Source organism: Blautia sp. An249 (assembly GCF_002159835.1).
Taxonomy (GTDB): Bacteria; Bacillota; Clostridia; order Lachnospirales; family Lachnospiraceae; genus Blautia_A; species Blautia_A avistercoris.
Window position 1 is genome coordinate 95,040 of sequence record NZ_NFJL01000005.1, and the last position, 25,238, is coordinate 120,277.

Genomic DNA, 25,238 nt, shown 5'->3' on the forward strand with positions numbered 1-25,238 from the left:
GGAAAATTTGTATGCTATGCTCTACTTCATCTGATCAAAAATATCATCTACGCCGTCTTCTCCTTTACTGATAATATCCCTCATATCTTCCACCGCATTCCAAAAAGAATCCTGGCTGTTCTGTCCAAGCAGCTTCCCCGATTCTGTGAACAAATCCAACGTATTTTCCTTAAGGGCTGCCTGACTGCTTTCATTATTGTCTTTCTCGTTCTGCGCATGAGAATTAAAATTTTGCTGAAACTGGTTCGTCAGCAGGCTTTCCGCACTGGGGAGGCCCCCAGACACCTGTTTCCATACACTGCCAATGTCCATATGCCCCATGACGTTCTGATACGTCTGACTGGAACGTACTTCTCCAAACATCTCATTTCTTAAATCCATAGCGTCCTGCATCCACTCAGAAGCCGAGAAATCCTCGGGGATCTCCGCTTTGCCTAATTGTATCTTACTCCAAAGATCCCCATAGGAATCCTCAAACAATTGCACCGCATCCATCGAATATCCGGTAAATTCAGACCGTTCTAACTGAAATTCTTCTCCGAAGCCGCATGCTTTAAGCGCCTGAAGCATCTCAGTATATTTCTCATTTAGGCCCTCAGTATCCATTGTTAATCCTCCCAAATTCTCCCGGGCATGCTCACGTGCCGTTATTCCCTCATCTTCTGCTGCGCTGACTGGCATAGATGTTCCCACAATGAGAACTGCAGCAATAACAATCATTTTTCTTTTTAGCATTTGCCTCACCTCCTGATTCAAATATGCGTTTTACTGAACTGACGGAAAAATTTCTGGTTCGTCCAATATCTCTCATATTTTTCTTGGAATACAAATTCAAAAATCCAATCAAAGGAGGGCTTTCTCATGGTAGAAATGATCAATATCGGATTCAGCTCCATGATTCCTAAAAACCGCATCATCGGAATTGATGATGTCAGTTCTTCCCCTATTAAACGCATAATAAAAAAAGCAAAGGAAGAAGATCGTGTCATTGATGTGACACATGGAAGAAAAACAAAATCTGTGCTTTGGCTTGATAACGGAACTGTTTATCTGTCTTCTGTATCTACAGCCACACTGACCAACCGCATGCAGGAAGATCTGCAAAAAAGGGAATAAACAGGAAAAAGACGGGCAAGAGTTGTATCTTACTCGTCTTTTTCATATTTAGGCAGCTATCTTTCTCTGCCCTTTCTCACCTTTTTCAACCAGAAACCATACACCTCTTTCCGTTGATCCAAACAAGTCATAAATCTGAAGTGTCTGTCTTATTTTTTCTTTCCAGTTTTTATTACGCTCTGTGCGCTTATGTCCTTCAATGGCCGTATATATTTCAGCCAAAGTAACTTTTCCGCCAGACTCCTCCAGAACTCCGGCCACAACATCCTTCCATGTGGGCAGGTTCAAATCTCGTATGTCGCCTTCCACATTTCCAGTTAATTGATAATTATACATCAATGCATGGTCTTTTCTTAAAATCAGGAGATATTCATGGACAATCGGTATAAATGGTTTCCCCGAATAATGGATTCCATCACTGACACAATTATGCTGTGCTTTTATTACAATCTGCTCAATAGTGCCCGGTTTTGCTATTTCTAATATCATAGAATACAATTTACGCTTTTTCTTTACATCGCCCATCAGAATCGCAAGATGGCCGCCTTTTTCCAGTGCCGCAAATTGCTTTACCGTACAATAGTCAATTTCTTTTAAAAAGTGTTCCCAGCTCTGCTTTCTGGATAAATCACTGGCACTCGGATCAATTCCATACTTGCTTACAACCTCTTCAATTCTGTACTGCTCGCCGGAATATCTGATGATATCCCAATAGGGTGGGTGCCAAAACATAAAATCCGGACGCTCTTTGATTTCATTATTGAGCAGATCGAATCCTCTGTTCAGATCATAGCAAAAGGATGGAATGCCCATCCGTTTTGCCACATCTCCTGTTGTACCGCTGCCCACCATGTAATCCGCGATTGTATCCGGATTGTATTGCCGGATCAAATCTTCGATTAGCAGGGGGCTGCAATTTCCCCTATATGTATTTTTCCCTCCGCTTCCACGCTCCGGATAAGAAACAATGCTTTTCATACTGCGGTCCTCCAATCACTGTATTTCTCTGGAGAAGAAGTGCTAAACCACATAGTATTCTCCAATAATTCTGATCAGCGTATCACCCTCTATATTTTTGTACAGCCTTACAACTAATTCAAAAACATCTTCTAAGGATAAGCCATTTACTTCGATAGAAGACATAAGCTCCTCTATACATAAATCCTCTTTCAGATATATTTTGATAATATCATCAAATGCTTCGTCTATGCCTTTAGCCTCAATCAAAGTCCGGCTGTTATCCGTTTCGATACGCTCTATTTTCGGCGTCACTGCGTGATCCAAAAGCTTCTGAAAAGTCTCAGCATCCGAATCCGGAAAAAATGTTCTGGCATCTCTATATAGCTGTCCAATATTAAGCTGCAAAGAATTCTCTATGAATTCACGGTTTCCAGGCAAATCCGCGTCCTCTGACAACGCATATTCAACGGCGTCCCTCAAGCTGACACAAGGCGTTTCTATATAGCCCTTCATTCCCCATTTTACAGGTATTTTATATCCTTCCATCTGCAATTCCCTCTCTGATTTATTTCTTTGTTTTATTCCAGGTATTTTTCGATTTCACTTTTTTGACAAAGTATTTTCTTGCCATCTTCCACCGCATATACCGCATAGGTATCGTTCCCCTCCGGTTTCACGATATATTTCATCTCTCTGCGTAAAACCTGTCTGTCACCCACACAGTAGTCTGATCTACATGTACGGATGCACAAACCATCATTCCTGTTTTCTATTGCGTCCGCAACTCGGTCAATCGCCCGAATCAGTTCAGGCAGCTGACTTTCAAAAAAAATCTTTCCATATACTGTCTCATGTAATTGAAATCCCATATATAACTCTCCTTTCATCTTTTGGTTCCATCTGAAATATGCCCACCATTCGCGTGACTAAATCTCATAACAAGAACCGGCCTTCCGGCCGGCTCCCGATCTTTAAGCCACTTGATCTTGTGGATTCGATTTCAGATATTCTCTCAGCATTCGTTCCTGTTCCACTGATTCCTTAAACATTTTAGGGAAATAAGCCTGCTCAAAATTGGTCTTTCTCTTCACAATTTGATCTGTAATATACCCCATTTCATAGTCTGTCAGCATAATACTGCTGGAAGCCTTTAAAATAGCTGTTTCCGGAATTGTCTGTATTGTCTCATTTTTCATCTTCTTGATTTTGCAATAGGAATTGTGGATTTGAATCTGCCACGGATATTCATACCCACTTAGACATTCAATTTTGAAAGAATATACAAAATAGTGCTCCTTTGTCTCGCCTTTTGCCGGACGGTTTTCCAAAATCTTTTGTGGTATATTGTAGATTACAATTGATCCGTTCTCAGCTGCTTCTTCAGACAAGATTCCTTTTTCCAGAAAAGAAACAGCTTCCTCTATTGCATTAATCTGCTGTTCATTCGCTTCTCGGTATCTGGAATTTTCACCCTGTCCTCTTAAGTATTGCACCACATTTAGAAGCTGCTCCTTCTTTGTGCCGTCCTCTAATAGTATACTTGCCGGGGTCCTGCCTTTAAATTCTCTCATACGCAGTTTTACTGTATATGCGGGGGATCTGCTATCCTCTTTTTTTATTGTTTTGCTATCTAGCAAAATATTCCTCTGAATAACAGCGTCCACTCTCTTGCTGAAAGTCGCCACATCATCAAAAGGGATATTTGCGGAAGGATAAATTGCAGTCACACCTGACGTGTCAATCAAAGTCCATTTAAAACAGGATCTCGGTCCATGTCCAGTCAGAGGAGGTACCACATATTCCTCACCACGGCTGTTATGCGCAACACCCGCAAGTTCAAAATTGGCTTCAATACTTAAAGTAAGCTTCTTCCTTTTTATAACCGCAATCTGTCTTGGATATTTGCATACCGGTGCCACTGTTACCTCCTTTCTTCAGCGAACTGCATAAAATGAAGAAGCATTTCCTGCTGAAGAGCTGTACTTTCGTTTTCCTTTTTTTCGCTCTCTTCAAAAGCAATCGCCTCAATCTCAATCTGACTGTTTCTTCTATAATTTGTATGGACAAGATATCCAATGACATTAATCACATCCGGTTCTCCCATTTCTATATACTCCGCTGCTTTGTGAAATGCCATAACAGAAAATTCTCTTCCTAAAAGTCGAATGTGTTCCTTTTGATTGCCCAGCAGACGATATAATTTCCCCGCCTGGGGAAGTAAAAGAATACGGTCTACACGAATAACCGGTCTTGGATTTCCTTCACCAAACGGCGCATATTTCTCCAAATCTTCCATGATCCGCGGAATTTCCTCTGCATTCACCTCCAGATCATACAAATACTCGCCCTGCTCTGGCCTATTGTAATCCTTAAGAAGCAATTCCAGCTTTTCTGTAAAAGATGACAGATTTCCCTTCCTTAAACCCAGACCTGCCGCTTTTTCATGGCCACCATAGTTTAGCAGATATTCTTCCGCACTTTCCAGAAGATTCCTTAGATGGACACCCCCATAAGTTCGGCCGCTTCCTTTTATTGTTCCTTCTTGACCAGATGGAGCCAGCACAATTGCCGGTGTCTGATATTCCTCAGCCAGACGGCCTGCAAGCAAACCAGCAATTCCTGACAGCAGTTCCTGATCATATATGCAGATGGGATTTTTTTCTTCCATATGATTATCCCGAATATATTTGTGTGCTCTCTCCATCGCACTTTTTACCAGTGACTTTCGCTTTTCATTGATCTCAATGAGCTCATACGCCTTCTCCTCAGCCTCTGCATAATCCTCCATGATTAATAATTCGAGCGACTTCTCTGCTCCAGTGTCTTCCAGCCGTCCTGCCGCATTCAGCATCGGTGCTATAGTAAATCCAATATTCTGCTCATCAATCTTCTTCAGGCCGGTTGCATTAATTAATGCCAGAAGTCCTACCGGAATCTCTCTCTGATTTATATAGCGCAGACCTTCTCTTGCAATACAGTGGTTATCCCCGACCAGCGGAACAACATCAGCAATTGTTCCAACTGCCGCCAGAGCACACATTTTTTTCAGAAATCGGTTATCATCGATCAAAAGCTGGGACAGCTTAAATGCCAAACCTGCCCCACAATAGTCAGAAAAGCCTGATTGTTCAGGGGCAATATGAGGATCTACGATAACATCGGCATTCGGCAGTTCCTTCCCCGGCAAATGATGATCTAAAATAATCACTCTGAGCCCTTTTTCTTTAGCACATCTGATTGGCTCTATCGCTGCAATTCCATTATCTACTGTAATCAAAAGCCCTTCATCGACTTCATCTACAACCCTCATTGATAATCCGTATCCTTCTGTATAACGTCTCGGCAGCCTCAGATGTGCATTTATACCAAGATACCGCAGCATATACCACAGGATTGCCGTAGATGAAATCCCATCCACATCGTAATCTCCAACTACCGTTACTGGGATTTTATCGCGCACAGCTTTATCTATCAAATCCGCTGCGTCTTCCATGCCCACAATGGTTTCTGACGAAACCGACTTATGCAAAGTAACATCCTCCATGCTCAGCCTGCTGATCTCCTTAAACGCTTCGGTAATATTTCTCGCATTTCCTCTTTTTCTCCAAGCCATACTGCATTCACTCCTTTGTCTGTAGTCATTCTTCTGTCTTTGCTCCTTCCTTCTCTGTAATGTACGTTTTTAATATGATGGAACACGCACTAATTAAAACTGCGGGGAATTTCCTACTTCTTCCCCGCAATCCCTTTACACCTAGTATGCCTGATATTCGGCTGCTATCTTAATTTTTCGATATAATCACGTAATTTTTCGTTTGTTCCTTCCCTCAGCCAGTGAATCGCTTCTTCCAGATTGTCCACATCTCTAAACTCCTTATTTAAGCAAACATACGGTGATGGAGCTTTTAAAAAGTCTGCACTTAAACATGTGGATATTACGATAGTATCTAAATCTCTCCTATACGCTTCCCATTTATCATCTGTTAAGCGCATTTTTTCTTCATTACTCATCTTCAGCAGCTTTGAGTTATGTAATGCTGCAGTAATCCCTACATTGTCACTCAACTTGCCGTCTAAAACGAAAGCACCTCCGCTTTTCCGATCCGTATTAAAGCGGATCGTAATTTTGACGCCATACATTTCATACAATTTATGAGCTGCTTCTTCCACAATCTGATCCAGTTCCTCGGTAAAACCACTTCCACCTGCGCCCACTAAATATCCCAGTCCGGTACTTATCCCGTAACATCTTTCTATCATTGCCATAGTTACTCCTCCCTTAATAACAAAACCAAGCTCCATCTCTTTTTACCATTTTCTCACAAGGTTCCAAATCATATGTTTCCATCAAAGCATCAACCTGTTTTTCTTCGGAAAATACAATTTCTCTGTCCGACATGTCGTATACTGCTACTGCATATTCCCCATCCTTATCAATATGGACCAGTTCACAAAATCTATGAAACAGAATTTCCACGATTTCGGGCAACTCTACTTCATTCCAAAACCTGCCATACCCACAGCTCGTATAAAAACAATAGTCCTTCTGCGTTGCTTTCATCAATGCAGTCCTTAATTCCAAAGGAAGAAATTCTTCCAAAGCTGAATTTATTTCCTCAGCTTTTTCATACAGCTCATCCACTGTATCAATTTCTCTGGCCGCCGTCATACGAAGCCGCTGTAAGTAATCCTTATACACAACCTCCCTGCCCTTTTGTGCTTGCTGTCTCCATAGCAGCTGCGTATTTTGATCTGCTTTTATCTCCTGAGACAAATCCGCCATCAGAGTGCTCAGGTTGAATATAATTGCGATCATAATATAATAAGTTCGCTTCAAATCGTCCAACGCATAAATAGGTTCTTTTCTGTACATCTCTATCCCCTTTCTTCAATTTATGGATAACTTAAATATGACAGATATTAAAAAAAGAACATTTCTGAGGAACAAATTGCATCTTTATTATCTTATGAGCTCTTTTTTCTTCCTCCATTTCTTCATTCTTTTTCTGGTTTCAATATGTATGACCCCGTCCCCAATAAATATCTGACAGACTGTTACTTTTCTCTGTTCAATGTCTCGCATACTTATAACAGAAGCTCATTTGACGCGGGGTGATGTAAAGAACATATCTGGATGCTTTACCAGATTATTGCAGGGCAGTACTGCTCCCCGCCATTATTTTACGATAGAAAGAGGTGATTCCATTGTTTTTATTTGATGAAACTTTTAACGTATAATGTTACTTCCTTACTTTTTTTCTTCTTTTTGCTTTCAAAACATTTAGAACGGAGGGAGGTGATAGAAGCGAATTTAAAAGCTTTTACAAAACAGTATCCGGAAATGAAGGCAGCAAATGTAAATACAGCACCCGATTAGATGTGTACGGATGTGGTTGCCAGCATAATTGCTCTTATTGCTACGCCCGAACCTTACTGGATTTTCGTGGACTTTGGAATCCCACAAATCCAAGAATCGCAGATATTGAAAAAATCAAAAGAAAGATTCACCGCCTGGAGCCTGGGACGATCCTCCGAATGGGAGGCATGACAGATTGTTTCCAGCCTTTAGAAACTCAGTCTCGTGTTGCTTATAATACTATTCTCGAATTGAACAAACAAAGAATCGGTTATCTTATAGTCACAAAATCCCACCTCATAGCCGAGCCGGAATATCTTGCAATCCTTGATCCGAAGCTTGCACATATACAAATAACAGTCACCTGTATGGATGACAAGAAAGCACTGACTTTTGAAAAAGCAAGTGTTCCCAGCCAGCGCATTCAGGCCATCCTCAAGTTACAGTCTCTGGGATTTGACGTAGCAATACGTCTGAGTCCTATTATTGAGGAATTAATGGATTTCGATGATTTAAACTCACTGGAAATCAACAAGTGTATTGTCGAATTTCTCCGTATAAATTCCTGGATCAAGCAATGGTTTCAGGAAATTGATTTTCAGAAATACACGCTGCGGCATGGCGGATACCTGCATCTTCCTTTAGAAGAAAAGCTGAGGATCATGCAGAAAATCCATATCCCTGATGTTTCCGTCTGTGAGGATGTGACCGAACATTACATATACTGGAGAGATCATTTCAATCCAAATAAGGAAGATTGCTGCAATCTCAGGATATAAAGCAAAGAGACGAGGTATGATGTTTCTCTTGTAAACACCACACCTCGTCTTTTATGCCATATGTCTTCTCTTTTTATAGCACTCTAATTTTCTGTACAGCTCCCTGGACTGCATTACTTGATTTTCATACTCTGCCATCCAGCTCTTCAATGCTCTTTTCAACTCTGGGGAAAACATTTCCAGCGGGCATGTCTGGCAAATTTCTCGCAAAATCTGCGTTTCGTGCTTTTGCCATTTCTCAGCCTCATACACCATCGCGGCTAAAGAGCTCAAAATGCATAAGGTCTCTCTGTCGATTTCCACTGTATTCTCATCTGGATTTATGCAGCCTTCTATTTTCCTGATAAAAGCATTCAGAACTTCCTCTCCCTTCGAAATGTCATCACCGGTACCGTTTAATAACGTATGCATTGACTTCTCCTCTCATCTTTCCATATTCATTTCAAATATGACAGGACTTATCTGTCTTAAATAAAGCAGCTTCCCAATACCTTTGTTACGATACATCAAGTTCATTCAAGGCTAATGGCTCTGTAGAAAAGAACCTCAATCGCAATAATCTCGCCTTCTTTTTCTGCATAGCGCAGGGGAAACATCCCGCTTCCTGTTCCCGTTGTGCAAATAACACCAACTTTAGTTCCACATAACTCAACGAATACAAGTTCTGAAGACGAGATCTTTTCGCAGGCAGCGGCGAAATCCGCTTTCGCCTTTTCATCTGCTTCAAACAACTCTGCTGATCCGTTCTTTCTTCTGTAAAATCTATCACCAATGACTATCAGCCGATGACTGTCTACTCCTAATTCTTTTCCTTCTATCCAGTTAAGGTCTTCTTTATCCGTAACACTATTATGTAATAAAGAAATAGCGTAGGTTCTTTCTCCGCGCATATCAAGTTCATCCACCGCGTAAAAAACTTTCCATCTTCCAGGCTTAACATTCATCATCTCGGTCATACATCCAACTGATCTTGAATATGATGGATCAGATATGCATATATGATTCCCAAACAGTACTTCTCCGCCTTCGTAGGTTGATAACGTAACATCGTCCGCTTCTATCCACCAATAATACAACTCCTCACTTTGATAATCAAACAGCAGATTCACATGTACCTTATTATTGTTATGTGGCATTTCCCCATATGCTATAATTCTGGACTCTCTCTCGTTAACTGTGACTCTGTTTAGTCTGATATCTCTGTTTATACTCTCTTTTGCTTTCTGTTCAAGAAAATCTTTGTTCACTATTTTCATACTATTGTCCTTTCTAAGCAGCTCCGCTCCTTGCGTCAATCCGTTCCCTTTCTAATATGCATTTTATGCGGTCTCGTAAATCATCTATAGATTCCCAATATTTAAGCACTGCATAGTTCTTCATATTCTTTTTGTAAACCTGAGAGACGAAAAGGAGGAATCCATGAATGATTGATACCTTTTCGTCTTTCCATAAAAATGTATGCAGAAAGGGGAACTAATGTATGATGAAATTTGTTAAAGTGCATTTCAATCACAACACTGCTGAAAAAGAGTATACCTTCATTACTGAAATCGATCTGCAGCCCGACGATATCGTGGTCGTTGATACCCGGCATGGAATGACTCTGGCTACAGTCATTTCTTTGACTGACACACTGCCGCCTTTCCTGGCCCTGGAGGATATGAAGTATGTCATCGACAAGGTCGATATAACAGCTTATAAGGCACGTAAAGAAAAATCCGAAAAACGCAGAGCCCTGCGCATGCAGATGGATGAAATGGTCAGCGAATTGCAGAACCTTGCAGTCTATGAAGCACTGGCCGCTAAAAATCCGGAGATGAAAAAGCTGTATGAAGAATTCATCGGACTGATCTGATATTCTATCAGCGTTAAAGGGGAGCCAGCATTCCGCTGGCTCCCCTTCTATCATATTCACATCATTTGTATTATCATGTTGTGCTATTCTAAGATCTAATTCATGTTCAGAGATTCTGCTCTCTACTATTGTGGAATATCGGGCATCAGTATAAAAATCCATTTTCTTCACCATTAATGGCTCTAATTTATTAAAATAGATACTCTTTCCTTGAGATAGTATTAAATCATTATAATTGTTTCCCTGCACAACAAAATCAAGACGGTGTATGTTCATCAGATATCCAGCTGCCTTTATGAAACAGTTTGTCATCTCCTGGCAAAATCGTTGATAATTCGGATGGACCTCTATATTATCTAATACAAGACAATTATAAGGCTCATTTATCCATATAAGAGAATTTGCTACAATTCTTTCTTTGTAATACACATTGATGATCCCAAATCCTTCTTCTTTTGCATACGCAACCGCTTTTCTTGTTCCATACCCCATGCAACATACGCTTGCGTCCCCTGCTACCAGAAACTCTGGTGCTCCTTTCTGTTCGATTGTCGCACGAAAATTGAGCAGTTTCCCTATTCTTTGCTCCACATCAGCCGCGTTATGATACTTCAGAATTTCTATAACTTTTTTGGCATGGTCCAGAGGCAAATCACCTTCTAAAACGGCATCCAAAAGGCCATTTCTTTTTAAGCCGGTATAAATATGTTTCGCTTTCCTCGATTTTATCTTTAATGTCTGCTTTGTCAAATCAACTAGCGCATCATACGAAGGCGTTATTATGGCCTTTTCAAAAACACAGGGATAAGTTCCTTTTACAAATTGCTTCATACATTTCTTTCCAAAATAAAAATACAAATTTTGCAACGTGACAAAATTACAGTACTTTTTCATTCGCTCTATAAAATCGTATATTTCTCCGGCTTCCTTTTCAGGTATCTGTATGTGTCTGCTATACCAAAGCAAGGCAGCCTCCGACAATTCATTTACATAAATAGAACAGTCCTGCCCCTTTCTCAAAAGACTGCTCAGCCTTTTCCTAATCTCCTTAATGCCAAATGCTTTTTCCAGTTTTTTATCTATCAATACAGTATTACGAATCGCGTTGATGTGATCACAGATACGTCTTGCCTCGTTATATGACTTCATGAGGATCGCGGACACTGCGCCTTGCGTAAGAATCTCACGATTCTCGTATAAAGTAGTAACTACCATATCCCAATCATGAAAATATTGAGATATGTTTAATGTTGCGTTTTTTGCTATGTGCTCCATGCATTGATACGCCGTACTATGTGGTAACATCTTCCATGTGCGGCGAATTGAACGTTTGATACATACTTTATCCGCCTCAGCACAAATTTCAAATCTTTTGCACAAATCTAAAACATACTCATACTGTCTTACCCAGTAAAAGTAATTCCGATCTGTTAAATAAGGAACCGGAAGCATTGGATGCTGCACCCCATATTTATTATAATATGTCATGTATCCTCCATTCTTCATCCCTGCCTCAAATTTCATTTCTTTCTTACACAGCCAACGATATCCTGAAAGCTTTCCCGGATGGGCCGTGTTCCTTATCTCAATTACTGAATTAAGCACCAGACTGTTCCCGTATTGAAAGAAATGTTTGTCTGAGGGCATCTGATTTTCCTCATATCCTCTTTCTATCAGCGTACGTATCGCTTTTTTTATCGTATTCCCAGATCCTATACCTCGTTTACAATTTAGATAAGTATGGATTGTTCCTTTTATATTTTCATCGTATAGCTGATAATAATCTAATATTGTCTCAGAAATCTTTTTGATGATAAAATTTTTGTTCCGCTCATTATATAAATCCACACCCATTTCAATCGCTTCAAACAATATATCTCCCAATATGGTTTTCACATCCATTGGAGATTTATATAAAAATTCAGCATATAAGTGTCTAAGAAGCTTGCCTTTCCAATCTCCGTTTAAAATCGACTCTAAATCTATTGTAAATACAACTTCATTCGCGCTTTCTCCATTTGGATAATACTCAGGATACTTTATATCCTCTAAAATGGATACAGCATCCGGATATCTAGTTTCAAGCTTTTTCAAAATCTGATAAGAGTTATTTCTAAGGTGAGCGGATATTTTAATGTCTTCAAAAAGCCTAAAAGCTGTAATGAGTAACGGTTTTAAATATTTACTGCTTGTTGAAACCAAATCTGAAATATATACCTCTTTTCCAAAAGGCTTACGTTCTAACAAGATGTAACATACAAGCTCTCCTTTCTCAAATCCGCATAGCGAACCATGATCTGCCTTTCTCAGCTCGTCTATACCCAGCACCAGTTCTTCCGGATATACTCTTTGTTCAAGTTCAGCAATTAGTCCAAAATATTCTTTTTTTACATAATCAATAAACATTCTCATCTCTCCTTCATTCAACCCATTCTTTAAATACGAAATCTTTATTCAAAAACCTGCGGTAGATACGTCTTTGTATCACACCGCAGGCTTTCATTACTTCCATCTGTTAGTTTGCTATACTTCTTCCAATGCTTTAAGTAAAGATACCGACAAATCAATCACTGCAACAAATCCTTCACGATCTTTTGCAGGCCTCAGCCCCTGTATCGCCCAGGACATCAAACATGCAGATCCTCTCATATAATCCGTCAACATAATTCGAGTACGCCCTTCTTCATCTTCAGATGATTGAAGATAAATTTTGCAGTTCCTGTCTATGGTTTGGTCAAGCTGACCTAATGTCATCATATTGTCCATTTTCTTCTCCTCTCCGACTTACTCCACACCTATTTCTAATTCATTATTTTTCCAGAACTCAGAAGACATCCTCCTTAATTCAAGGCCGCGCATACCAATCTCACGTTCTACTTTTATCATTGCCGCATCTCTTCTGATTGGTTCTGTCGAGTCTTTATTCAAAAACAGATAACCACTGCCTTTATTACGGTCTCTGAGATATAAATCCCAAAGTACCCTTACCTCATACGGTAATCGAATTTGAACGGTCTTATTAAATTTTTGCATTTTGTAGCTCAGTATTCCTGTCTCATAATCCAGATCAGTAGTCTGTAAATTACAGATTTCTGAGTAACGCACTCTGCAGAGCAGCAAAAAGATCATCAGCCATACATCCGCACATTGATTAACAAGACCTTTCTGGATTTTTTCTCTTTCTTGCAAAAGCATATTAAATACTTCTCTGTTCGATGTTTTTTCCAGTCCGCTTTTTGACGTGTCTCTTCTTTCTCTGCAATACATACGGCACACTTCTGTCGCCGCCGGGAGGTCCTCCTGTACACCATGCTCTACCAGGAACTCGTTATATTTCTTTACTGCAAACAAAGCGTGCAGCAACTGAGTACTTTTCTTCTCTTTAAGAAACGCCAAAACTCTCCCTTCGCTTAGAGGAAATACTCTCATATAGAATCGGAACATACCGTATTCTTTTACCTGCATGCCTACATACTCATCTCTTATTTTTAGATATCTTTCCACTGTACCTGGCATGATCTCTTGCTTCACCAGCCAGTCTTCATAAGTTTTACGTCGTCTGACTGATATCCACTTCCTTATATTACGAATCAATTGTATCATCTGTCGCCGCCTTTCTGCTTCAGTTGTTGAAGCCAGTTTTCCTTGTTTCTTTGTTATACTTTCCAAAATTAAAATGCAAGATATTGAACAATCCTCTAATGCTTTACCGCCATAGAAACTAAGACTTCAAATAAGTACCACTGTTATCATTCCAATCATCTTTGGAACTTATATAGAAGTCTTTGAGTTTCCGTCATTCCATTATGCACATCTCGAAACGCAGGATGAGAGGGATATTCTTTTCTTAGAAGTTCATTACGGGCAATCCCTTCCTCCCGGCTTCCTTCTGCAGCCACATACATGTAATATTTATCGCACTTTCCGAAATTGCATTTCTGATGATTTTTCACCTGCTGCTTTTCCAAATACTTTTGTACAATATATCTCCTCACCCCATCCGCACTAAGGTTGTGTTTCAGCGTGGCATAGCGTAAATCGTAGATGTCTCTTTCCAGAAACTCTATCGACAAATCCAATACATGGTCATACAACAGCACAAAACTATGATGAACCGGATATGTACCCTCACCAGAAAATAACCATCCTACATACTGAATCGCAGGGTAGCCTTCCTTTCTAAGTGCTTCTGTTAATTTTTCAGCATTTGAATAACACTTTCCGACTTCATATTTTATGCTATCAAAAATGTCTGCAATTTTCTGTTCCTCAACTGGTCTTGTATTTTCGTCATTAATAAGTTGATAGCTTTTTCTTTCTAATGGGAAGAGGCGGGAGGGAATAACCACTTTTTCCTCGTCCTCCAAAGCAACAACAAGCCGATCCTTCTTGTTTCGATATTGAAATCTGTATGGCATATGCTCTATCCTTCTTTCCAATAATGTGTTGTCTGCCAGTAAAGGCTGCCTTTTGCGATAGGAAATGCTGCCAGAACAGCTTTCTGTTTCGACTTTGGACAACGCATAACCATGCGGTTCATAATATCGCAACAGAAATTAGTCTTTCCGATTCCAAATTCCCGCAATTCCTCCACTCTTTTTATAGTCTCATCGCTTAAATATCCAAGATCGACCAGCATTTCTTTTTTCTCTTTCATTGCATTTTCTAAAATGAATCCCATGTAGCTCCTCCTAGTTTCTTACATTTCTCAGCAATGTCTTCTGCGTGTCGCTCCAATTTCCATGGTTCTTTCTTCTGATCCTCCTCTCATCTTTTATGATTTCAATACAAAAATGTAAGAAAAAGACCATACTAAAAAAGGATCATCCACACCGGACGATCCTTCCTTGAACCAAATAGTACTTTTAACTTTTAGTTTTCCACAAATCATATTCCACAGTAGTCAAACACCTCTGAGTCATCCTCAATTTCATCTAAATCCTGTATACTATGCCCATCTTCCAAATAGGCTTTTACAGCATCAAAATAGAATCTTTCCGGTGTATCCCTCATATCAATATCGGTAATATCCAAATCACTAACCAGAAAAGCAAGGCATTCTTTAATTATATTTTGATCCGCAGTGCTATACCCTGAAAGCTCAGTTTCAATAAACGCCTGAACTTTTTCCATATTAAACACTAACTGTTCTCCATTCTTGTATACAGTTCTTTCAGTCATGTCGGAATCTGAAAGTATACTTTCCACGATATTCATTTCCCTTCACTCTTTATCGCAGCAAAAAGCATAATCGCTAAGTTAAATAGCAGCCCTTTGAATCATTCCATCGAATATGCCTCAATATATTCTTCCAGCGCTTTTGAATTGATCTCCAATGATTTAGAAATAGAGTCAACATTAATATGACCTTCAAATCGATAAAATGGACCTGCTTTAATTACACACGAATATGTTCCCATTTCTCGTTTCATTTTTCTCTCCATTTTTTTCCGCTTATCTCTTGTAATCTTAACTCCTGTTTCGGTTTCAACAATTTGCAGAAGATTATCAATTAATATCATATCTTTAGTTCACCTCGAATAACATTTATCTGATACTCTGACATTTTCTTAATATTCAGTATCTACATCATCTAAATCACCTTTCTCAAAGCGACTTCTGATGCTTTATTGAACCCATTCAGCAACTTTTCATTATTTTGAACATCTTCCCATGTCAGGCCAAGTGCTTCCAACGTGTCTTTCGGATCACCTGTCCAACCATATCCATAGTTTCTCATCTCCCGCAGGAACATCTTATATACAAACTCTTCTCCAGATTCATCTGCAGAAATAAAATCTCTGATTTCCTTTCTATGTCTGGAAAACATCTCGTGCATATTATCCCGATCTTTTTTCTGCACATATCCTCCATTCCCAATGCTGACGATCTTGTTGATATCCTTTTCGTAATCTAATCCCCATTTTCTCATCATTTCGACAAACTGAGCCGGGCTAAAGGCAAACCCAAACGGGAACTCATTAACCTCTTTTTGATGCCTCTTTTTTAATTCTAAATAACTCTCCATCATATTCATCAACCTCTTGAATCTTAAAAACAATATACTCAAATTTCTATTTCAATCCCTACTTTTCTGCCCTCCCTTCTTCTTTGGTATACTCACTTAGAATATGCGATAACATCTGGTTATTAAAAAACTGACAGCGTTCATTTCCCGAATATTTTTACGCATCTGTTGTACACAGATAAGCCGAGGGCTGTTGCACTAAATGTACAACAGCCCTCCATTGTTTCAATAATCTATTCTGTTTTTCAAAGCTACTTCTTTGCTAATGCCCTTGTATATTCTTCCCGTTCGGATTCCGGTATTCCAAGAGCCCCCATTGCCTGCTCTTTCGTCAATTTCATGTTTTTCATAAGATTCATAAGAGAGAGGATAACGCCTTCCCGATGCCCTTCCCGACGTCCCTTTTCTTCTACTCCTTTACTCAGGTTACACATTGTAATTTTCCCTCCACAACGAGACAGCAATTAATACTTTCAAACTATTTCTTTGCCAATTCCCTTGTATATTCTTCCCGTTCGGATTCCGGTATTCCAAGAGCCTCCATTGCCTGCTCTTTCGTCAATTTCATGTTTTTCATAAGATTCATAAGGGAAAGGATTACGCCTTCCTGACGCCCTTCCTGACGCCCTTCCTGACGCCCTTCCCGACGTCCCTTTTCTTCTACTCCTTTACTCAGGTTACACATAAGCTGCACCTCACTTTCAAATGTTCTATCCATCTCAATAGAAAACTCTTCTTGCAATATCTTCTTTTTCTCATCGGCTTCTCTTTCAGAGGATAAGAGTACTTCCAATAGCTTCAAAATACCCGAGTCTGCATTTTCGCTTTCCCCGCTCATGCAAAGCATAACCGCTGATAAAAGATCATAATTCTCAACCGCCTCTGTCGCGTTTCCCACCAGCTTCTCTTCTGTTATAGAATAACGGTTAATTGTATTCTTCCGCTTTTCCGGCGGATTTTTACATAACCATATGGAGCACACTTTTTTAATCTTATCGTACTTCGGAGCAGTAAACTCAGTTCCGTACTGGGAGGAAATCATCCTTGAACAGTAATAGATTGCCCTTTTAATGATCGGATATCCCGGGTAAAAATTCGACTGCGCTTCTATGTTAATGAATAAACTTACCATATCGTCTGTCCCTGGCACCAGAGCTCGAAAACGAATATCATAAGTGATTGTTCCTTCATGTATCGTGCTGTCCTCAGTATTCATTCCCTGGATTTGTTCATTACCTACTATTTCATCTGGGTTTACCGGCTCCTGTGCGATCTGTGGAGTACCCTCGATATATTTCTCCGCAATCTCCTTCACGTCGCATTCTCTGTATTCCTCCAGACAGCTTTTCATAATCCATGCCAAAATAATCTTATTGGCGAGCAATCGTTTGCATGCCGAATCATAAGCCGCGCTTTCTCCCGCTGCCGTTATATGTTTTGCCAATGTATTTTCCAATTTCACCATGTTCCTTTCCGGTATGTTCCTATTTTGATTTTATCATAGCCGTCAAAAATAATCTATTCTTTTTTATTGCTGACAGTTAGCTGTTAGCATTCACTCAATATTTATTTTTCCCACCAATAAGACCTCCGTTTTTTTCATTGCAATGTTAACACTATTCACTAATAAGATATTCATACGGTCCATATTTTAAAAAGAGCCCTATATTCTCTATTTCATGTATCCTAAGTTCATCTCCTTCTCGTTCTCCATTCATAAATATGAACCTCTCATCTATCAGAGTAGTTTCAGTAGAATTTTCTTTGCATCTTTCTCGTATTCGTAATCCTATTCCCAATGACTTCAAAACGCGAACCGCACCGCCCTTAATAAAATATTGGCGCAAGTTTTCCGTACATCTATTCAGATGTTCATTAGTAAGTGGAACTCCGTAAAAATATTTTGAAACTATATCTCTGTATTCGAAATAGTTACAAGTCATCATTTCCTCCAATCTTTTCTACACTTCAAAAAAAACTGCCTTATCCTTCCATTTCCCCATACAGAACCTCTAGCTTACCATCACGGAACTGTGTAACATAACTATGTTCCTTGTATTCCGATTCTTTTGCCAGTTCTAGTGCTTTTTCTACACCCAGATCTTCAAGATAATAAAGCGCTCCTCCTAAACAACATATACCATGCCCTTGTTTCTCTTCTTGTCTTGGTACAGGATGGGTATGTTGCAAAAAAGTTTTGCTGTCTTCTTTTATGATCTTCCTGTTATACCAGAAAGATAAATAGACTTCTATTTCCTCCTTTTTGCTGTCTGTTTTCACAATATAGGCCTTTTTGTCTATACTGTTCAATTCTTCTTGCGTAATATTACGACTAAAAGGACAAAATCTTTTTAGGAGCTCCATTTCCGACTTTACATAATCAAAGCTAGGTCCTTTAGGAATATATCCTATCGTCTTTTCATCTATTTCATATAGATCTGTTTTCATTACAAAGTTTCCACTTTCATCCGTTTCATATGTATAACTCTTCTTGTAACCACATCTGGGACAAAAAGTCAATCTTTCTCCCGTCCTATAGTTATAATCGTCCATTGCGAATTCATATGAGCACTGCTCGCACTCGATACACATCTGTACACTTCCCATTTTATTTCCTCCTGTCTTCTTCAACCAAAAAGTATCCTTTTTTCTCTCTTGTCCCTCCATTCATCATTTTCTAGTCCATATTCAGTATGAAAGAAATATAAGAACACAAAAAAACGGAGGACGCTTTAAATGTCTTCCGGTTTCATTCATTTTATTTTATATGCAATTAACAGTAAAATCTGGAGCGCATTACCCAAAGAAATCTGCGGCCTATATTACACTATCCAGATTTCCTGCGATTGTCTAATATGTCATTGAAAACCCCTACAAGTCCCTGTCCTGTATTTCAAATAAATGTATAAATATACATTCAAGTATACCGCATATAATACGTCTTTTTTCTATAAATGTATAAATATGCAGGCTAATAGACAGATATTTGCTATTGTACGAATCAGGTCACCCGTTCATCTGGTATCACCTAATCCTTATAGTATCATCCTGTCCACCCGTGACATACAAAATGATATTAAATGGTACTAAACAGCACTGTAAAACACTATTTTTTTCGTCCCCGAATAGTAGGAGACGAAATACTCCACCGCATTATTAGGAAAAAATTCCTTAAACTCGCCGTATAACTGTGCCGCCAAGGTCTTGTTGTGGGCGATAATAAGGGTTGGTTTATTCAGTTTTTGAATCACGTTTGCCATGGTAAACGTTTTTCCCGATCCGGTAACTCCCAGAAGGGTCTGACATTGGTTGCCTTCTTTGAAGCCCTGTACTAATTGCTCGATAGCCTGGGGCTGATCGCCGGTAGGCTTATATTCCGATACTAATTCAAAATGATCCATAGAAATTCTCCTTCATGAATCTAGTATTTTCATTCTCTTCTGGTATTATAGCAGAGTATAAAAAGAAAGTACAGAACAAACATTCGAAATTGTACTGTACTTTGTTATTGGTATATTAGTTCTTATAAGTCAGGCAATTTTAAAGGGCAGTTATTCGAAATTTTCGAATAACCGAAAAAGAGTAACCATAGCTGATCGCCCTGTCCCTCTCAATATTTTTCATTAAATTCGCTCATAGTCATAATCTCCGGATATCCGATTTCAACAACTCTTAAATCTTTATCCTCAGTTCTTCCCGGATTTCTTTCAGATAATTCTGCATTTCATCTTCATTTTGAAATCCTGCTTCTGCCGCCGCACCACGGAAGTTTTCTTCCACGTGCTGAAATGCTACATTTGCCGCATTTTCAATATAAAACCTGCCGTTTTCTTCAAGGATCAACACCTTATCTCCTGTATTTAGGTGTAAACGGTTTCGGATAGATACAGGTATAGTAATCTGGCCTTTGCTTGAGATTTTAGCAATTTCCATGTTCAGCACTCCTTTCTTGTTTTTCTTTACTTTCTTTACTTTTTTCTTTTAGTATATGCTCCTCTTCTAATTTTTACAAGATAATCTCTAATTTTTTGTCTTATTTTTATAATGACATCACAAACACTGTTCAGAGAGTACTTTTCATTCTCTTCTGGTATTATAACAGAGTATACTAACCGCTTCCTGCTCAAGTTTCACATCTTTTTCCTGCATATACAAAAGCGTTTCCAGATTTTCTCCCCCTTCTTCCTTCTCTTTTTCTATCAGCATACGCAGACCTTTTCTATCATTGTCTGTCAGCTTCTTTGAATAGTTTTCATAGGTCTTCAGTTCCCGGATTCCCATATGATACGTCTGAAACATAATGCCTGTTTTCTCGCAGAGATCTCTGTAAATACGAAATCCACCCACATCAATGTCTCCAAAGTGAAGATACTCTGCATCAGGAATCTCCTGATATACCATGCGCAGCAACTCTCTTCGCACAGAATTGTGATAGCCGCCGAGATAGATGATCAGGCTGGTTTCTTCTTCCCACCGGAAAAATGTGGTCAGATTTTCTATGGTGATGACTTTCTTTATGCTTTCTTTTCCACAGATCCGGATCCTTTTGATGTCTGCCCCGGAAATTCCGATTCCCTGCGCAAGAAGTGACAGCTCTATCGCAGAGCCGTCTTTTCCTGCTAATAGAAGTTTCCCTTCTCCTTTGAAATACACATAATCAGGCGTCTTGTAGATTCTGTATTCGGAGAGGATGGCGTCCGTATCCATATGGGCAAATTCCGGGCGGAAACGCCGCATGATTTTCCCAATCACTCCTGATATTTCTTCAAATATTTTAGAATCTCCAAAATGCCGGATAGAAAATTCCCGGATATAGCAGGATTCTTCGTTGCTTTCGACCTGGAAAAGTGCTGACAGTATCTGCTCTGTCCTGTCCGGAGCCGACAGATCTATAAATTCTTTTACCGTTTTTCCCTCTTCTATCCTCTGTTTCAAATAAGATACAAATGTGCCAAGCACCGGCATTTCCCTGCTTTTGGACTCCCAGGTCTCCAGGATTTCCAGATGCCTGTTTTCATTCTCTTTTTTAGGCGTACGGTTCAGATAAGCATAAACCGCTCCTACACAGGCGGTGTTTAAAAGAACTTTTTCAATGATATGTCCTTCTCTTCCCTTTTTCCATACGATCGTCAGAAACCCTTTTTGCTCTGTTTCTTCCAGAACGGCATGGATTTCATCATAAGCAAGAGAGCTTTCATTGAAATACTCCGGCACTGTCCTTTTTGTAAAGGGAAACGGGATCTGCACCTTTACTTTATTTTCTCCCCGTGAAAGCACACTTTTTTCAAAGGAATCCAAGAGTGCATTGAGGATTTTCTCATCATACCGCGCCATTGTAATACTCCTCCACATAGCTGACCTTTTCATCTGTCATCACAAGAAGTGTCTCCGACATAGCCGGACCGATATACTGGATCTTGTCCGGAGGAGCCGCGATGATAATCTGAAGGGGAAGTCTTCTTAAAAATTCCAGCACGCCCCCGATCCGCTCATCGTCCATGTTGTTAAAGGCTTCGTCGAACATCACAAGACCTGCCGCCTCTCCACCGATATTATTGCTGTAGAGTTGGACAAAGGAAGCTGCCACTGTCACATAGAACGGTGTCTGGGTCTCACCGCCGCTCTTTTCTTCGCATACCTTAGAATAATAAGAATAGCTCCCGTCACTGTGTATGATTTTAATATCATAATCCATATAAGTCCGGTAATCTGTAAACTCGTCTAAGGTCTTTGCATTGTTTTCATTATTAATTGCCAGCCGTTCAAACAGTTCTTCAATCACTTCTTTATGGGTTTCATGGAAAATACCGCTGAAAATGGACTCGCCCTGCACAATATTAAAGTCATCCATGATCATTTCATAATAGTTCCGGTGCCGTTTGCTCGGCATATATAAAAATTCATACTTTTCATTGCTGAATGCAATGTCTTTCAAAGCCTTATTCAATTCCCTGAACTCACTTTGCGCCTGTTTCATATTTTCCTGCAGCTTTGCAAGGAACTGTTCCCTGAATTCTTCTTCCGCCGCCGCTCTTGCTGATTCTACCTTTTCCTCATATTCTAATATTTCAGACGTACGAAGCCGGTCATAAATATGTGCAAACTCCGGGAATCCCTCCATCGTCGCCGCCGCGCCAAAGCTGTGCTCCGTTTTATATTCCACCATCAGACTGCGCATTTTTTCCTCTTTGTTTTGCCTTACTGTCTCGTTTGCCTTTCGCGTTCTGGCGAAATTTTCCTTAAACTGACCGAAGGATTTATCTGATGTCTGCTTCTCATATTCCTTTTTCCAAAGAAGCAGCTCCTCCCCTGCCTTAGCGGCAATCTGAGCGGCATACGTCTGTTTTCCCATTCGATTTTCTGTCTCTGCGGCAAGCTGTTCTTTTTTATTTCTGATCGACTGCTGAATCTGTCCAATCCTCTGATTCAGATTCGCAACGCTCTTTTCCAGATCCTTTCTGAGAGATTCCAATACCTCAAGCTGCAATTGCTTTTGGATAAATGTAGCATTCTTTTCCAGTGTTTTGATGTTATCACTACATTTCCGGATCCCTGCCCGGATACGGAAAAGCTTTGGCAGAACCTCCAGCCTGTACTTTACATCTACATCATGTTCGGTAGAGAGCGGCGACAGCATGGACTCCAGTGTATCATGCTTCTCATTTACCCCTTTTATCTCCTTATCCAGACGTTCTTTCTGATCCTTTGCCTGTTCAAGCTGAACCTTAAATGCGTTCTTTCCGATAAAAGGCACGCTGAAAATCTCCGGCCGGATCGCGCTTGCCACCCGGTTCTGATACTTCATACATTCCTTTGTAATGGAAGTCTGGTATTTTCGCAGTTCACTGTACCGCTCACACATGGTAACTTTTCCAAGGAGCATATTGATAAACCGTTTGGCATATTTATTTTTTGATGCCACAACTGACGCCAGAGTCCCCTCCGGCGTTTTATCGTAGGTTTCCATATTCTGAGTATTGATAAGCCCTACGCCATATGCTTTTTTCTCTCTCCGCAGTCTGTCATAGATCCCCAGTGCAATATCAAAGTTCTCCGGCTCCACCAGAATGTAGAAACGCTGTGTATTTAAATATCCCTCCACCGCATTTCTCCAGCTCTCATCTGTAATCTCCAGAGTTTCACATAACACACGCGGTTCTGGCTTCCTGCCGATTCTTGCAAATTCATCCCGGACTGCTTCCAGCACGCAGTTCACTGCAGTTGGGTAAGTTAATTTCTTTCGCTCTAACCTTTCAATTTTATTCTTTAGTTCCTGTTTTTCTTCCTGCAGTCTCTCCTGTGTGGTCTTCACCTCCGCCAGCTTTCCCTGTACCCTGCCATACATCTTCCCTTTGTACCTGATAACATGTTCCGTGAGTTCTTTTATCCGGGCTATATCATGCGTCCTATCCAGGTTCGCAAGTTCATGCTCGTATTCCTTCATACACTCGTCTACATCTTTCACTTCCAACAAACGGTAAACTGCATTCAAAGCCTTTTTCGCACTGTGCTGCAATTCTCTTTTTTCTACAAGCGCCTGTTTTTCTTCCTCCTGCAGCCGTTCTTTTTCTTTTTTCTGCTCTTCTAAGGCAATAAATTCCTGATTCTGTCTCAATTCCAGCCGCAGATTTGTTTCCATTTGGAATTTTTCGTCCTTTTCTGCTGTTACAGACAACAGTTCTTCTTCTGCATCTGCTTTTCGGCGTTCCTCTGTTCTTATCTCTCTTTCCAGACTTTGAATATGTTCTCCGGAAATGTCCACATCTGCCTGCGATAAGTAAAATTCATACATGCTGTCTTTTCTCTTGCATTCTTCCACATCACTATGCAGATGATCGATCTTTTCCAGCTTCTCCATCCTCTTTTTTACAGATTCGAGGGTTCTTTTTAAGTCCTGATAGGTACGCACATTTTCCCGAAGGACTTCTATATTCACTTCTTTTTCATCCAGCACATAAGAATATACAAAGTCTTTAATATCATCGATGGGTTTAAACGCCAGCGCTTTCGGAATCAGGCTGAAGAACTTGTCTTCGATTCGTCCAAACCTTGATTTTATCATTTTCTTCGCTTCTATCTGCGTCTTGCACCACTGGCGTATTGATTTGTTGGCGGCGCGGAATTCTGAAATTGACCGGGGAGTATTTCCCTTAAAGAACATCTCCTCCGTGAGCCTTTTATTGTCGATTAGATATCTGCCTGTCGTCTCCTGGCCTTCGGAAGCAGAATCCACAACCGCTCCTACAATAAAGTACCGGTCTTTACTCTCCTCGTAAAACTCAAGGGCGATATGTGCGCTGATCTGCCCGGTACGCTCGTAAGGTCTGCTCTCCTTTCCCGTTTTACAGCGCACATATCCCGTCAGCTTTCTCTTTCCGTTTTCGTGGGCCGCCTTATTAAAGGCATTGGCAGAACAGGTGATTACAAATTGAATGGCGTCCAGAAGGGTAGATTTTCCGGCTCCGTTTTCGCCGGAAATCAGCGTAGAATCTTCAAAATCGATGGTACAGTTTTCAAAGCGATGCCAGTTAATCAGCTTCATTCTCGTCAGTTTTTTCATCTGCTTTCTTCCCCTTTCTGTACAGTTCAAGCTTTTCATAAGCCTGTTTAATATCCTCGATCCTGACTGCCATCATGATCGAATCATAAATGAGAACCCGGGACTCTTCATTTCCCAGATCCCGGTCAAGAATCTCAATCAACTGAAATCTGCGGAACATGGTCAATGCATTTCTCATGGTTGTCTTATCGATCATCTTATCCCGGATCTGAAGGCTTAAAAACTTATCCTGAATATCCCCCAGATTGATAATCGCCTCATCGCTGGCGGACAGTTCCCTCTTTTTCTCGTCATAGAGAATCCTTAAAATCAGCAGAATAATGGATTCATACAATTTCAGATTCAGCCGGTTATAGTTCTGCGGATTGGTAAGTTGGATCACCCCGTCCTCTTCATTAATCTCAAGTCGATACCCCAGCACAGACAGATATTCTCGGAATTCACTCCGGTATTTAAGCACAAAATAGTAATCCGCCTTATTTGTCACATTCCCCTTACACAGAAAGCAATGACTGAGGAGCCGGTTGCATATCCGCTTAAATTCATCTTTATCCTTTTGCAGCATATTTCCCAATAATTCCACT

At 40.1% G+C, this 25,238-nt stretch carries 28 protein-coding genes; 2 read left to right on the forward strand and 26 right to left on the reverse strand.

The genetic code is table 11. The annotated features are described in order from the left end of the window. Positions 1-21: 21 nt before the first annotated feature. Positions 22-735, reverse strand: a complete 714-nt coding sequence (locus B5F53_RS06600; RefSeq protein WP_087221612.1) for a hypothetical protein — start codon at positions 733-735, stop codon at positions 22-24. Between the two features lie 126 nt (positions 736-861). Between B5F53_RS06600 and B5F53_RS06605 the strand changes: the two genes are divergently transcribed. Then, positions 862-1,116 (forward strand): DUF370 domain-containing protein, encoded by a 255-nt coding sequence (locus tag B5F53_RS06605; RefSeq protein WP_087221614.1) that lies wholly within the window; start codon positions 862-864, stop codon positions 1,114-1,116. Positions 1,117-1,164: 48 nt separating this feature from the next. Here the strand turns inward: B5F53_RS06605 and B5F53_RS06610 are convergent, their stop codons facing one another. The 7 genes from B5F53_RS06610 to B5F53_RS06640 all read right to left on the reverse strand — a co-directional run bounded on the left by B5F53_RS06610 (position 1,165) and on the right by B5F53_RS06640 (position 6,949). Then, on the reverse strand, positions 1,165-2,094 hold the full coding sequence (locus B5F53_RS06610) for a hypothetical protein (protein ID WP_087221616.1): 930 nt from the start codon (positions 2,092-2,094) through the stop codon (positions 1,165-1,167). A 42-nt stretch (positions 2,095-2,136) separates the two neighbouring features. After that, on the reverse strand, positions 2,137-2,622 hold the full coding sequence (locus tag B5F53_RS06615; protein ID WP_087221618.1) for a hypothetical protein: 486 nt from the start codon (positions 2,620-2,622) through the stop codon (positions 2,137-2,139). Positions 2,623-2,654: 32 nt separating this feature from the next. Next, a complete protein-coding gene (locus tag B5F53_RS06620; RefSeq protein ID WP_087221620.1) occupies positions 2,655-2,945 on the reverse strand; it encodes a hypothetical protein in 291 nt (96 codons plus the stop codon). Between the two features lie 102 nt (positions 2,946-3,047). Next, the gene (locus tag B5F53_RS06625; protein WP_087221622.1) at positions 3,048-3,995 is read right to left on the reverse strand and encodes a hypothetical protein; all 948 of its coding nucleotides are present in this window, start codon (positions 3,993-3,995) and stop codon (positions 3,048-3,050) included. A gap of 2 nt (positions 3,996-3,997) precedes the next feature. Then, positions 3,998-5,689, reverse strand: coding sequence for a single-stranded-DNA-specific exonuclease RecJ (gene recJ, locus B5F53_RS06630; RefSeq protein WP_087221624.1), 1,692 nt, complete (start codon positions 5,687-5,689; stop codon positions 3,998-4,000). A 164-nt stretch (positions 5,690-5,853) separates the two neighbouring features. Next, the gene (locus tag B5F53_RS06635) at positions 5,854-6,342 is read right to left on the reverse strand and encodes a hypothetical protein (RefSeq protein WP_087221626.1); all 489 of its coding nucleotides are present in this window, start codon (positions 6,340-6,342) and stop codon (positions 5,854-5,856) included. 13 nt (positions 6,343-6,355) lie between these two features. Next, a complete protein-coding gene (locus B5F53_RS06640; RefSeq protein WP_087221628.1) occupies positions 6,356-6,949 on the reverse strand; it encodes a hypothetical protein in 594 nt (197 codons plus the stop codon). A 506-nt stretch (positions 6,950-7,455) separates the two neighbouring features. Here B5F53_RS06640 and B5F53_RS06650 point away from each other — a divergent pair. Continuing rightward, the gene (locus tag B5F53_RS06650) at positions 7,456-8,211 is read left to right on the forward strand and encodes a radical SAM protein (RefSeq protein ID WP_140398216.1); all 756 of its coding nucleotides are present in this window, start codon (positions 7,456-7,458) and stop codon (positions 8,209-8,211) included. Positions 8,212-8,262: 51 nt separating this feature from the next. Here the strand turns inward: B5F53_RS06650 and B5F53_RS06655 are convergent, their stop codons facing one another. The 18 genes from B5F53_RS06655 to B5F53_RS06745 form a co-directional block, all read right to left on the reverse strand. Continuing rightward, positions 8,263-8,622 carry a hypothetical protein gene (locus tag B5F53_RS06655; RefSeq protein WP_087221630.1) on the reverse strand — a complete coding sequence of 120 codons (360 nt, stop codon included), beginning with the start codon at positions 8,620-8,622 and terminating at the stop codon, positions 8,263-8,265. Positions 8,623-8,723: 101 nt separating this feature from the next. Further along, the gene (locus tag B5F53_RS06660) at positions 8,724-9,467 is read right to left on the reverse strand and encodes a hypothetical protein (RefSeq protein WP_087221632.1); all 744 of its coding nucleotides are present in this window, start codon (positions 9,465-9,467) and stop codon (positions 8,724-8,726) included. 101 nt (positions 9,468-9,568) lie between these two features. Continuing rightward, positions 9,569-12,472, reverse strand: coding sequence for a hypothetical protein (locus B5F53_RS06665; protein WP_087221634.1), 2,904 nt, complete (start codon positions 12,470-12,472; stop codon positions 9,569-9,571). Positions 12,473-12,589: 117 nt separating this feature from the next. Next, positions 12,590-12,832 (reverse strand): hypothetical protein, encoded by a 243-nt coding sequence (locus B5F53_RS06670; protein ID WP_087221636.1) that lies wholly within the window; start codon positions 12,830-12,832, stop codon positions 12,590-12,592. Positions 12,833-12,850: 18 nt separating this feature from the next. Continuing rightward, positions 12,851-13,669 (reverse strand): tyrosine-type recombinase/integrase, encoded by an 819-nt coding sequence (locus B5F53_RS06675; RefSeq protein WP_087221638.1) that lies wholly within the window; start codon positions 13,667-13,669, stop codon positions 12,851-12,853. A gap of 155 nt (positions 13,670-13,824) precedes the next feature. Then, positions 13,825-14,484 carry a hypothetical protein gene (locus B5F53_RS06680; RefSeq protein WP_087221640.1) on the reverse strand — a complete coding sequence of 220 codons (660 nt, stop codon included), beginning with the start codon at positions 14,482-14,484 and terminating at the stop codon, positions 13,825-13,827. A gap of 5 nt (positions 14,485-14,489) precedes the next feature. Then, positions 14,490-14,747, reverse strand: a complete 258-nt coding sequence (locus tag B5F53_RS06685; RefSeq protein WP_087221642.1) for a hypothetical protein — start codon at positions 14,745-14,747, stop codon at positions 14,490-14,492. 206 nt (positions 14,748-14,953) lie between these two features. Then, positions 14,954-15,283, reverse strand: coding sequence for a hypothetical protein (locus B5F53_RS06690; protein WP_087221644.1), 330 nt, complete (start codon positions 15,281-15,283; stop codon positions 14,954-14,956). Positions 15,284-15,345: 62 nt separating this feature from the next. Continuing rightward, on the reverse strand, positions 15,346-15,588 hold the full coding sequence (locus tag B5F53_RS06695) for a hypothetical protein (RefSeq protein ID WP_087221646.1): 243 nt from the start codon (positions 15,586-15,588) through the stop codon (positions 15,346-15,348). 71 nt (positions 15,589-15,659) lie between these two features. Continuing rightward, entirely contained in the window at positions 15,660-16,097 is a 438-nt protein-coding gene (locus tag B5F53_RS06700) for a DUF7659 family protein (RefSeq protein ID WP_087221648.1), read from the reverse strand. Positions 16,098-16,345: 248 nt separating this feature from the next. Further along, positions 16,346-16,528: a hypothetical protein gene (locus B5F53_RS06705; RefSeq protein ID WP_087221650.1), complete on the reverse strand. Its 183-nt coding sequence runs from the start codon at positions 16,526-16,528 to the stop codon at positions 16,346-16,348. A 44-nt stretch (positions 16,529-16,572) separates the two neighbouring features. After that, positions 16,573-17,559, reverse strand: a complete 987-nt coding sequence (locus B5F53_RS06710; RefSeq protein ID WP_330396170.1) for a hypothetical protein — start codon at positions 17,557-17,559, stop codon at positions 16,573-16,575. Positions 17,560-18,077: 518 nt separating this feature from the next. After that, on the reverse strand, positions 18,078-18,701 hold the full coding sequence (locus tag B5F53_RS19820; RefSeq protein WP_087221654.1) for a hypothetical protein: 624 nt from the start codon (positions 18,699-18,701) through the stop codon (positions 18,078-18,080). 479 nt (positions 18,702-19,180) lie between these two features. Beyond that, entirely contained in the window at positions 19,181-19,495 is a 315-nt protein-coding gene (locus B5F53_RS06725) for a DEAD/DEAH box helicase family protein (RefSeq protein WP_275532196.1), read from the reverse strand. Positions 19,496-19,766: 271 nt separating this feature from the next. Further along, positions 19,767-20,027: an AbrB/MazE/SpoVT family DNA-binding domain-containing protein gene (locus B5F53_RS06730; RefSeq protein ID WP_087221656.1), complete on the reverse strand. Its 261-nt coding sequence runs from the start codon at positions 20,025-20,027 to the stop codon at positions 19,767-19,769. Positions 20,028-20,171: 144 nt separating this feature from the next. Then, complete coding sequence (locus tag B5F53_RS06735; RefSeq protein WP_162610545.1) at positions 20,172-21,428, reverse strand: Wadjet anti-phage system protein JetD domain-containing protein; 1,257 nt, start codon at positions 21,426-21,428, stop codon at positions 20,172-20,174. Beyond that, a complete protein-coding gene (locus B5F53_RS06740; RefSeq protein ID WP_162610546.1) occupies positions 21,415-24,654 on the reverse strand; it encodes an ATP-binding protein in 3,240 nt (1,079 codons plus the stop codon). The genes B5F53_RS06735 and B5F53_RS06740 overlap by 14 nt, the downstream gene beginning before the upstream one ends. After that, positions 24,623-25,237 carry a DUF4194 domain-containing protein gene (locus B5F53_RS06745; RefSeq protein WP_087221661.1) on the reverse strand — a complete coding sequence of 205 codons (615 nt, stop codon included), beginning with the start codon at positions 25,235-25,237 and terminating at the stop codon, positions 24,623-24,625. Before B5F53_RS06745 ends, B5F53_RS06740 begins: the two co-directional genes overlap by 32 nt. Between the last annotated feature and the right edge of the window lies 1 nt (position 25,238).

Coding starts and splice junctions, on each gene's coding strand:
- B5F53_RS06600 (WP_087221612.1), bottom strand. CDS start 735: ATGCTAAAAAGAAAAATGATTGTTATTGCTGCAGTTCTCATTGTGGGA.
- B5F53_RS06605 (WP_087221614.1), top strand. CDS start 862: ATGGTAGAAATGATCAATATCGGATTCAGCTCCATGATTCCTAAAAAC.
- B5F53_RS06610 (WP_087221616.1), bottom strand. CDS start 2,094: ATGAAAAGCATTGTTTCTTATCCGGAGCGTGGAAGCGGAGGGAAAAAT.
- B5F53_RS06615 (WP_087221618.1), bottom strand. CDS start 2,622: ATGGAAGGATATAAAATACCTGTAAAATGGGGAATGAAGGGCTATATA.
- B5F53_RS06620 (WP_087221620.1), bottom strand. CDS start 2,945: ATGGGATTTCAATTACATGAGACAGTATATGGAAAGATTTTTTTTGAA.
- recJ (WP_087221624.1), bottom strand. CDS start 5,689: ATGGCTTGGAGAAAAAGAGGAAATGCGAGAAATATTACCGAAGCGTTT.
- B5F53_RS06635 (WP_087221626.1), bottom strand. CDS start 6,342: ATGGCAATGATAGAAAGATGTTACGGGATAAGTACCGGACTGGGATAT.
- B5F53_RS06640 (WP_087221628.1), bottom strand. CDS start 6,949: ATGTACAGAAAAGAACCTATTTATGCGTTGGACGATTTGAAGCGAACT.
- B5F53_RS06655 (WP_087221630.1), bottom strand. CDS start 8,622: ATGCATACGTTATTAAACGGTACCGGTGATGACATTTCGAAGGGAGAG.
- B5F53_RS06660 (WP_087221632.1), bottom strand. CDS start 9,467: ATGAAAATAGTGAACAAAGATTTTCTTGAACAGAAAGCAAAAGAGAGT.
- B5F53_RS06665 (WP_087221634.1), bottom strand. CDS start 12,472: ATGTTTATTGATTATGTAAAAAAAGAATATTTTGGACTAATTGCTGAA.
- B5F53_RS06670 (WP_087221636.1), bottom strand. CDS start 12,832: ATGGACAATATGATGACATTAGGTCAGCTTGACCAAACCATAGACAGG.
- B5F53_RS06675 (WP_087221638.1), bottom strand. CDS start 13,669: ATGATACAATTGATTCGTAATATAAGGAAGTGGATATCAGTCAGACGA.
- B5F53_RS06680 (WP_087221640.1), bottom strand. CDS start 14,484: ATGCCATACAGATTTCAATATCGAAACAAGAAGGATCGGCTTGTTGTT.
- B5F53_RS06685 (WP_087221642.1), bottom strand. CDS start 14,747: ATGGGATTCATTTTAGAAAATGCAATGAAAGAGAAAAAAGAAATGCTG.
- B5F53_RS06690 (WP_087221644.1), bottom strand. CDS start 15,283: ATGAATATCGTGGAAAGTATACTTTCAGATTCCGACATGACTGAAAGA.
- B5F53_RS06695 (WP_087221646.1), bottom strand. CDS start 15,588: ATGATATTAATTGATAATCTTCTGCAAATTGTTGAAACCGAAACAGGA.
- B5F53_RS06700 (WP_087221648.1), bottom strand. CDS start 16,097: ATGATGGAGAGTTATTTAGAATTAAAAAAGAGGCATCAAAAAGAGGTT.
- B5F53_RS06705 (WP_087221650.1), bottom strand. CDS start 16,528: ATGTGTAACCTGAGTAAAGGAGTAGAAGAAAAGGGACGTCGGGAAGGG.
- B5F53_RS06710 (WP_330396170.1), bottom strand. CDS start 17,559: ATGGTGAAATTGGAAAATACATTGGCAAAACATATAACGGCAGCGGGA.
- B5F53_RS19820 (WP_087221654.1), bottom strand. CDS start 18,701: ATGGGAAGTGTACAGATGTGTATCGAGTGCGAGCAGTGCTCATATGAA.
- B5F53_RS06725 (WP_275532196.1), bottom strand. CDS start 19,495: ATGGATCATTTTGAATTAGTATCGGAATATAAGCCTACCGGCGATCAG.
- B5F53_RS06730 (WP_087221656.1), bottom strand. CDS start 20,027: ATGGAAATTGCTAAAATCTCAAGCAAAGGCCAGATTACTATACCTGTA.
- B5F53_RS06735 (WP_162610545.1), bottom strand. CDS start 21,428: ATGGCGCGGTATGATGAGAAAATCCTCAATGCACTCTTGGATTCCTTT.
- B5F53_RS06740 (WP_162610546.1), bottom strand. CDS start 24,654: ATGAAAAAACTGACGAGAATGAAGCTGATTAACTGGCATCGCTTTGAA.